13 protein-coding genes and 1 pseudogene are annotated in these 7,637 nt (G+C 41.5%); 1 reads left to right on the top strand and 13 read right to left on the bottom strand.

Going from position 1 to position 7,637, the window contains the following annotated elements; genetic code table 11:
- Window positions 1-47: 47 nt before the first annotated feature.
- The 12 genes and pseudogenes from F8S12_RS29220 to F8S12_RS29160 form a co-directional block, all read right to left on the bottom strand.
- Window positions 48-392 (bottom strand): hypothetical protein, encoded by a 345-nt coding sequence (locus F8S12_RS29220; protein WP_196514798.1) that lies wholly within the window; start codon window positions 390-392, stop codon window positions 48-50.
- Complete coding sequence (locus F8S12_RS29215) at window positions 389-586, bottom strand: hypothetical protein (RefSeq protein WP_196514799.1); 198 nt, start codon at window positions 584-586, stop codon at window positions 389-391. Before F8S12_RS29215 ends, F8S12_RS29220 begins: the two co-directional genes overlap by 4 nt.
- A 113-nt stretch (window positions 587-699) precedes the next feature.
- The gene (locus F8S12_RS29210; RefSeq protein ID WP_196514800.1) at window positions 700-969 is read right to left on the bottom strand and encodes a hypothetical protein; all 270 of its coding nucleotides are present in this window, start codon (window positions 967-969) and stop codon (window positions 700-702) included.
- 71 nt (window positions 970-1,040) lie between these two features.
- Complete coding sequence (locus tag F8S12_RS29205; protein ID WP_196514801.1) at window positions 1,041-1,586, bottom strand: WGR domain-containing protein; 546 nt, start codon at window positions 1,584-1,586, stop codon at window positions 1,041-1,043.
- 13 nt (window positions 1,587-1,599) lie between these two features.
- Window positions 1,600-1,947, bottom strand: a complete 348-nt coding sequence (locus F8S12_RS29200; RefSeq protein ID WP_196514802.1) for a hypothetical protein — start codon at window positions 1,945-1,947, stop codon at window positions 1,600-1,602.
- 94 nt (window positions 1,948-2,041) lie between these two features.
- A pseudogene (locus tag F8S12_RS41810) lies at window positions 2,042-2,521 on the bottom strand (AAA family ATPase); the annotation flags it as partial.
- A complete protein-coding gene (locus F8S12_RS29190; protein ID WP_196514803.1) occupies window positions 2,518-2,994 on the bottom strand; it encodes a hypothetical protein in 477 nt (158 codons plus the stop codon). The pseudogene F8S12_RS41810 and the gene F8S12_RS29190, both read right to left, overlap by 4 nt.
- A gap of 321 nt (window positions 2,995-3,315) precedes the next feature.
- Entirely contained in the window at window positions 3,316-3,873 is a 558-nt protein-coding gene (locus tag F8S12_RS29185) for a hypothetical protein (protein WP_196519448.1), read from the bottom strand.
- 135 nt (window positions 3,874-4,008) lie between these two features.
- Window positions 4,009-4,254 carry a hypothetical protein gene (locus tag F8S12_RS29180; RefSeq protein ID WP_230967759.1) on the bottom strand — a complete coding sequence of 82 codons (246 nt, stop codon included), beginning with the start codon at window positions 4,252-4,254 and terminating at the stop codon, window positions 4,009-4,011.
- Window positions 4,255-4,308: 54 nt separating this feature from the next.
- The gene (locus F8S12_RS29175; protein ID WP_196514805.1) at window positions 4,309-4,680 is read right to left on the bottom strand and encodes a four helix bundle protein; all 372 of its coding nucleotides are present in this window, start codon (window positions 4,678-4,680) and stop codon (window positions 4,309-4,311) included.
- Between the two features lie 362 nt (window positions 4,681-5,042).
- Window positions 5,043-5,771 (bottom strand): hypothetical protein, encoded by a 729-nt coding sequence (locus tag F8S12_RS41105; protein WP_230968355.1) that lies wholly within the window; start codon window positions 5,769-5,771, stop codon window positions 5,043-5,045.
- A 472-nt stretch (window positions 5,772-6,243) separates the two neighbouring features.
- Complete coding sequence (locus F8S12_RS29160) at window positions 6,244-6,576, bottom strand: helix-turn-helix domain-containing protein (protein WP_196519761.1); 333 nt, start codon at window positions 6,574-6,576, stop codon at window positions 6,244-6,246.
- A 423-nt stretch (window positions 6,577-6,999) separates the two neighbouring features.
- Between F8S12_RS29160 and F8S12_RS29155 the strand changes: the two genes are divergently transcribed.
- Window positions 7,000-7,368, top strand: a complete 369-nt coding sequence (locus F8S12_RS29155; protein WP_196519760.1) for a hypothetical protein — start codon at window positions 7,000-7,002, stop codon at window positions 7,366-7,368.
- A 77-nt stretch (window positions 7,369-7,445) separates the two neighbouring features.
- On the opposite strand, the gene F8S12_RS41100 is transcribed toward F8S12_RS29155, so the two are convergent.
- Window positions 7,446-7,637 (bottom strand): hypothetical protein (locus F8S12_RS41100; RefSeq protein ID WP_230968354.1); only part of this gene is annotated, 192 nt, incomplete at its 5' end.

The raw sequence follows: 7,637 nt of genomic DNA, 5'->3' as shown, positions 1-7,637 counted from the left end.
CCGAATCTCTGATGTGGTTAACTTGATTTCCATTGCTGTTTCTCTCCCTAAAATTTGTCCCGGTGAACACTGAAACTTGCTCCGACTAAAGAACTCCCTAAGAAGGCGGAAAAACTGACCAGCATAGCTCCAAGACTTCTGTTTTTCTGGTACTGCCAGCCAGAGATAATTATGTTGGGATTAGCATTTGTCTCGATAATCTCCATTCCCCAACATCCCATTGCTCCAACTCCTAAAAACCCAGTTAAAAGCAGAGAGGCGATTGCAGTTCTTTCTATGGTGAGGTCAATGAATACTTTGGGGCTAAATCTTTTTCGAGTCCGACGAAGAACTAATTTATTACGAGTATTTGAAGGCAAAGACGATTGATGAGTCATTTTATGGATCTTCATTTGGTTTCGTTCAACTCCACAAAAAATCCTGCACCTGTATTTGTCACTTTTACCAGATTGCGATTAACTAACGTTTGAATCACCCCCAGACTAAAATTTATACTGCATAACCGAGCGCTGCCACCGCAACGACTGAGGTACTGAAGGCATAATTGAGAATGGTCTTTTGGGACTGGGTTAGCTTTTTTAGGCATGATGTTTTTTCTGTTGTGGTTTGTAGGGAGCAAAGCGATGGCTGAAAAAAATAGCCAAGCAGTATTAATGCTTGACTAAAGTATTTTTGAATTTAAAAGGTGAATTTCAGTTATTAGAAATTATCCAGTTCGTCAAACTGATTTTTTGCAGAGTGTTTGTACGCTTTGGCTTTATTCATTTGATGGGTAGAAGCTTTAATTACTGGAATTGCAGCTGACTTAACTGAATCCTTTGCTTGTTGAAATAGAAATTGTGTCGTCCCTTGTGCATCTTCTTCTTTTGGATCAATTTGCCCCCATAGTGAGCAACTTAACTCTAAAGATTCGTAGTCGCCTAAATTGAACTTACGTGTGTAAGTGACAGCAATAGTCTTGATTTCCATGATTTACCCAAACAATATTTCAAAATGAAGTGTAGCTTTTTAGGCTCTCTTACAAAGTGACATTTCTAAAATTACAAATGCCGCCAGAAATTCTTGCTGATAGCCTTGAGGCTGACAGTTTTCGGTTCAGATTTTGGCGATTCTTTGGTCTGAACAGCTACAGGTTCATTCACCAGCAAAGACTTGAGTAGTTCTTGTTGATAGTCAACATCTACAACTGTTCGGTACACCCTGTAAGGATCAATCTGCATTCCCAATGGTGTTGGGACAATTTTCAAATACTCGTTAAGGGCAAGTATGTAGCTATTACCGAAGTTCCTGTTTGCAACAGCCAGGCGTATAGCGTTTAATAGTTGTATCGCTCGTCTGATATCTGAAATACTGCGATCGCCATCCATTTGTGGCTGACTTTCGCTGTAGCCTTTCATCATCTTCTCGGCTACCAGATTATGAAATTTAGCAACCGCTCTTTGATGATTGGCTAATGAGTGGACTTTCGTTTGTGCCTGATAACCAACTCTGCCCCACTGTACTGTTAAGTTACCGTCTTCGACAATGGCCGCCCAGAACTTATTGCTGTTCTGAATTGCGTCAACAAAGACTAAATAAATTTCCATGTTTCTTACCCTGTCAACTCACCACTTGGCGGGCGTTGCCCCATCGAATTTGATGCTGTAAAGCTTCAAGTATTGTTTCCGTTTCGTCTATTGTTAGTCCATTTAAAACAGAGCAGACATCGTATAAATCTTGGGGAATAGAATCAGGAATTACTAGCTCACACAAACCATCTTCAAGAGCTGTAGATACTGGATATTCAGTTGGGGTGTACTCTTGCTGCATAACAATGTATGTAGACAGAGTTACTCGTAATAACAGTTTTGTTTCCCTGCTTAACTTCTCTAAGTGTGCGCCGTAGTTATCAACCAGTTGGTCAATGGTTGGAGTCTGCCCGTAATAAGTAACTAAGTCTGTTCTCATCTTTCTTCGCCTTATTAACTATTAAAAGGTTGTTATCAATTATTAAAGGAAAGAGCGATCGCCCCCATAGAATCAGGGGACAATCGCTTTCTCATCAGTTCATGTTGCGAAACTTAGCAGCACGCAAAGACTGAGTTTTCCCTGCAACCACAGGACTACTAGCCCGTCGTGCGGTGGATGCCCATGCAAGCATTCTTTCAACTGCCGCCGCGTCCTGAATCGCAAGCGGGGTAATTGTTTGACGGCAGGTTTCCAGATCAGCAAGCGTTACCTGCTGCGGTCTACCCTCATCGAATGCCAGCAAAGCAGCTTCCGAAGCGAGGGTTTCCAGTTCTGCTCCTGAAAACTTTGCGGTATTAGCTGCGATCGCTTCGAGGTACTCCGATTCCAAGTGAATGCCAAAACGTTGTAGATGAATCCCCAGAATCTGTACACGCTCTGGTTCAGTGGGAAGATCAACAAAGAAAGATTCGTCAAATCTTCCCTTCCTCTTGAATTCACTTGGTAGTGCTGATGGGTCATTGCAGGTCGCAACTATAAACACCCCAGCAGTGCATTCAGCCATAAACCCTAGCTATCTAAGTGGTATGAAAGAGCTTGAGACTCAAGCACAGTAAGAAGTTCGGTATGTTGATTAACCAAAGCTTGTATTGTGCTAGCTGGATTACGATGAAGGCGACGTTTTTGTTGGCGAGGAGCTTCGGCCAAAGTTAATCTAAGACGTTGAGCTTTGTACTGGGCTAGAGGTACTTGCTGAATTTGTTTAAGCAACTGTTTTTCGCTTTGGGCCAGAAAAAGAACTTTAAAGTGTCCAAAATCACGCAATTCGACAGTTGATTTACGTCCACTAATTCGTCGCTGATGGCGACGCAAATGGCTAAACAAAGCTTCCATTTTGAGATTATCTGGCGGCAAGCCAGGAATATCATAGCAGTGCAACAAATTAGCACCGTATTTGTGCCACAGTTGTTGTAATTTTTTCTTAAGAGCAAACTGTGCTGGGATTGGTACATTCTTTACTTTTACCTGCCACAAATACCGCTCCATCCATTGTTTGAATGGTTTTACGCATGTGCCTTGGTCTACGTAGCGCTAATTCTGCACCACAATGCACACATTCAATGAGCGAACATTCTAAAATTATTCGTTTGGCATTACTGAATTTTCGTTGTGGGCGATGGCGAGGCAACTTTTCTATCACTAATTTTTTACTGCTGCTAGGTGCTTTCCTCAGCTTACCTGCTTTGTATACCAATTAGATAGTTAGGGTTTTTTGTGATTGGTAGTAGTGAGTACACAACACAGCAAGCTGTAGACAAGGCTTAAACAACTTCTAATTACAGTTGCCTAAACCCTGTTTACAACGAGTTAAAACGCTATCTCATTCGCAGCTTTTGTTACAGCTAAAGCCTGTTCCCAGATTTGTCGCCACTCTGTTTGCTCGTTATAGGATGCCATGACTAATTCCGACTCTACCCATACGCGACAGAACAACACATTTTCATCTGTCGTCCCTGGCTGCGGCTGTAGTGTGATGGGAGAATATAATTGTTGTGGGGTCAAAGTTGCGATCGCGGTTAACAAGCTTTTAGAAAAGTGAGTATCATAACCGGATTCTAAGATATACGTCCGGTCTGCTTGAATAGTTATCAGCAACTTGCAGGTTTCTTTTTTGCGGCGTTCTGTATTCTCAAACCGCAGTTCTTTAAGATATCCAGTCAAGGCAGTTTGAGGAACAGCACTCGGTTCACTATTACTGAGGGTGTACCACAGCCCTCCGTGCTGACGATTGCAGTAGATTTTACAACTGCCAGCATCAGAATGCAATCCCAGTTTTGGCTTATTGATTGCTGCAACTAACTGCTTGAGTAGTTCCTCTTGGCGCATTAAGGCAGCAAATAAATCTGATGTTTCTTGAGGGTTCATTGTTCAATACCAATACATTTCACTTTCGCATTGGCGTAGCCGTTTAATTGTGATATATGAAGCGTGGAGCCAATAAAAGAGCGCTCTTGATTTCACAAAAGCGCTTTTTATTACTAATTATTTGCCCTGTATAGATTATTGATGTGAATTAAATCTTGCCAGCAAATCTTCACGAGATAACTGAAGACACAGGGGAGTAAATTCTTCTGGAGTTAACTGCAACAAACTATCGACTACTCTTGAGAGTTCCTCGTCCACAAAACCAAACCGGAATCTTAACAAGTTTTCTACAACTTGACGGCGTTCAAGTTGTACTCCCTCTTGTACTCCTTGCTGCTTAGTGGTTTCTTCCCATTGTTCGTAAGCTTGTGACAAATTCATGATTAATTCTTGCTCATCAAAAACAATTCGCAATTCGCAATTCGCAATTCGCAATTAATTTCGATTGTTTATTTTATCTTTGATTTTTCGAGTAGAAGCAACTAGAATTTTTCCAACTTCTTTAGTTTCTTGAAGAAGAAGTTCAAACTTAGTCTTCTCAACCAATTCCGATTCTATTAATATTTCTAACCAATACTCAGTTTCTCTTTCTTCTTTAAGTGCAATTTCCAATTTGCTGAGAAAGTCTTTATCAGATTGAGCAGATTGGGCTTCTCTAACATTAGCTCCAATAGAAGTACCACTTCGGAGTAACTGTTTTGATAATGTTCGACAAACTCCAGGCTTTTCATCTAAGAAAGTACAAGCTTTAACTATTCTTATCGCCAAGGCTTTTGTTCTATCAGCAATACTAATATTTTGATTCATACATTTGGTTCCTTTCTTAAAATTGCAAATTGCGAATTGCGAATTGCGAATTGGAAATGACCTACTTGGTTGATTGCGGAATGGTTCCAAGAGTGCTGTATTTAGTACAGCGATTCTACCCAACAATCCAAGATTTTGAGCTTGGGCAGTTGGTGCGCTTGTAAACAAAACATCAACAAATCTGGCTTCATCAGTTACTTGTTTGTTAACTTCTACTCTACCTAAAGGAGATAACAACTCCTCTAATAATTCCTTAGAAAACTGATCGTAAGGCTTGCTACTCATGTTTTAAAGGCGAACTGTGTTTTATTTTACAAGGATTGGTTATAGTTGCATGGTGGGTATGAAAACCCACCTTTTATCTACGCCGCTACCAACTCCCGACGAACTTGCGGCATTTCTTCCACAGCCTTAACCTTGGAGAGCGCTACAATAGCCTCTTTTACGCTCCAATACTGTACCCCATCCCCACAGCGCCAATAGTAAGTTTTAGGGTCGTTTTCCCATAACTCATCAGCATTTCTGACCTTGAAGACAATTCCCAAGAACTCACTATCAAGATATACATTGTGAGCAGTCTGAAGGTCAGTGCGTCCCACATAAGTCAGTCGGTAGCCGTCCACTGGCGTACACAAGTCTTCTGCACGAGTACCCCGATACCCACAATTACCGCATCCATGACCGTCGCAGTCAGGGCAGATAACGCCAGGGGAACAATTGAACTTGGGCGGGGTAAAGTCCCAGTCAGACAACGGCTGTACAATAGGTTGTTCTGTGGTTGTGGTTTCTTCTGGCTGAAACTCTTCATAAGCTTCTTCTACAGGCTCGGCATAAGCATTAACTTGTGGGACAACAGCCTGGGGTTCGGGCAATGTGTTTTCTTTGTAATGCCATGTGATGAAGCTGTGGCATCTTTTGAAGGTGTCGTGACGAAATACTTCAACACCATTAATCAATACCAGCCAGGGTTGAGTCAAGTCATCGTCATGTCCGATGCTGGCAATCAGCTTAGAAGCCGCGTAAATCTCATGATCGTAGAAATCAATTTCTACCGTTTCTAGTTCTGCTAATGCTACAGTTGTCTTGTTCATAAACCTATGTGGGTTGTGAATTTGAATTAGAGGCGATCGCAGACTTTCCACGGTGAGCGATCGCCTTTTGTTTTGCGTAAAACAACGTTGTGGTTTACCGCAACGCTCTCAAAAAGATTTGGCGTAGCCTCATATTTGTAAATTTCAGTTATTGTCTAGCAAGAATTCACAACACAAGGCTGTAGAGAAGGTATTGCGCGGTTGCCGTCCTAATTGCAGTATGAGTGGATTTATTGAGTGATCTTGAGTATCTCCCCCAGCCGACTTTACCTGGCGTACCTTGTGCTATACGACGGGGGGTTCTTGTTTCTCAAATCTATGTTTTGTGTTGATCAAATCTGGGTTTGGGGTTGAGCGCTTCTTTGTTTTTCTGAGAGGCTAGCGCTCGTTTCCTCTCTTATGATTACTATATTACTACGCTCACCAGTGGTTGTCAAGTGTTTTTCCCTGGTGAGCGTAGTAGATATTTCTCTTAACTGTTGTAATCTATGTTCCAAATAAGTGAAGTGATATCCCCATCTAAAGCAGCACAAAGTTTCTCTAGAATTTCTGTACTAACAGTCATCTGAGTTGGTTTTTTTGGTTTGTTAATGAAGACGTGAGGAGTCTCTAGCTGCTGAATATAAGCCACAGAAACTCCCACAGCATCAGATAGCTTTTGTCTACTATATCCAGCTTTCTCTCTAAGCTCCCTGAGTTTTTGGGCATTTTCTCCATTCCACCTAAACGCAGCGATAGGTGTTACATCTACTGTAATATTCATTTTTACTTTAATTTTATTTTCACTGCGCTCGCCAGTTGACATGATAATATTAACTTTATTAATATACTGGTGTCAACCATAAGGCTACACCAAGGAAAGGAAAAGTTAAAGCGATCGCTCGCCGGGAAGCAATGCGATTACTTAGCTCAATTCATTTATTCACAACAAAGTGAACTAATTACGAACTAATTACAATGCTGACACACTTTTGACGTGATTCAGAAGTCAACCAAATAAGCTTACAGATATTGGCGAGGTAGTTGGGATGAATGCAGTAGCAGTAAACAACTGACTGATTTGTGCTGGTTTGCAATACAGAACTGAAGATCGGAAAATCCCATACCTGGAAAGCAATGGGTGCGGATGGTAGCAGCGATCGCGAAAGGGTCAAATCAGACTGTTTTTCAACTGCGGTGGCTGACAAGCATTACACAATTGTTTAACGAACTCAACTGAGGCCAGACAGTGGAAGAACAGATTGACGAAATTGGTAAAGAGATTAGCCTTGCTTACAGATTTTATCAAGGTTATGGCTACTTCTTATCCTCAACAGTTGCCCAATGGCTAGGTGTTGAATCTCTAAGAAACTGGCAGTACAAAACGATACTAGATATGCTTGCAGTCGATTTAATTAGCGATGCCATCCACGAGAAAGGAAACGAACAAGGCAGGCGATACCTTTCATACTTCATGCTACACGGCACTTACTCAGGTAGACAAACAGTTTTTGGGCATGATGTAGATGTAGCCCAGATAGAAACGGTGTTAGTCATGATTGACCTGCAAAAAACAATTGCTCCTCATTTTATTCCAGAGTTTGAGGTAAAACTATGACACGTTTTTAAGCATTTTCTTCTTCCAGATGAACGATGGCTTTATTCTTCCATTAACAAAGTTTTAGGTATTTCAGCTTACAATTTTTCCGACTTCTCCTTCCATAAGCTTTGGCGGTGGGTGAGATTTTGTGCAAATTTCATAACTGTTGTTTTTACTTTCCGCTTCAGCATAGGACAAATAGCGTTCTCATAAATGGGTGCGTTACCCGAACGCGTAGAGCGTCTCCAAGAGTTGGGTTTGTCGCAGACATCGCTCACTCCAGTTTT

Origin of the sequence: Nostoc sp. WHI (genome assembly GCF_015714725.1) — a bacterium.
Lineage (GTDB): Bacteria > Cyanobacteriota > Cyanobacteriia > Cyanobacteriales > Nostocaceae > Nostoc.
This window is presented reverse-complemented; position numbering and strand designations above follow the sequence as displayed.

Excerpts from the sequence above, each read along its gene's own strand:
- F8S12_RS29185 (WP_196519448.1), bottom strand. The coding sequence starts at position 3,873 with ATGAACCCTCAAGAAACATCAGATTTATTTGCTGCCTTAATGCGCCAA.
- F8S12_RS41105 (WP_230968355.1), bottom strand. The coding sequence starts at position 5,771 with ATGAACAAGACAACTGTAGCATTAGCAGAACTAGAAACGGTAGAAATT.
- F8S12_RS29205 (WP_196514801.1), bottom strand. The coding sequence starts at position 1,586 with ATGGAAATTTATTTAGTCTTTGTTGACGCAATTCAGAACAGCAATAAG.
- F8S12_RS29190 (WP_196514803.1), bottom strand. The coding sequence starts at position 2,994 with ATGGAGCGGTATTTGTGGCAGGTAAAAGTAAAGAATGTACCAATCCCA.
- F8S12_RS29160 (WP_196519761.1), bottom strand. The coding sequence starts at position 6,576 with ATGTCAACTGGCGAGCGCAGTGAAAATAAAATTAAAGTAAAAATGAAT.
- F8S12_RS29180 (WP_230967759.1), bottom strand. The coding sequence starts at position 4,254 with ATGAATTTGTCACAAGCTTACGAACAATGGGAAGAAACCACTAAGCAG.
- F8S12_RS29215 (WP_196514799.1), bottom strand. The coding sequence starts at position 586 with ATGCCTAAAAAAGCTAACCCAGTCCCAAAAGACCATTCTCAATTATGC.
- F8S12_RS29210 (WP_196514800.1), bottom strand. The coding sequence starts at position 969 with ATGGAAATCAAGACTATTGCTGTCACTTACACACGTAAGTTCAATTTA.
- F8S12_RS29220 (WP_196514798.1), bottom strand. The coding sequence starts at position 392 with ATGAAGATCCATAAAATGACTCATCAATCGTCTTTGCCTTCAAATACT.
- F8S12_RS29200 (WP_196514802.1), bottom strand. The coding sequence starts at position 1,947 with ATGAGAACAGACTTAGTTACTTATTACGGGCAGACTCCAACCATTGAC.
- F8S12_RS29175 (WP_196514805.1), bottom strand. The coding sequence starts at position 4,680 with ATGAATCAAAATATTAGTATTGCTGATAGAACAAAAGCCTTGGCGATA.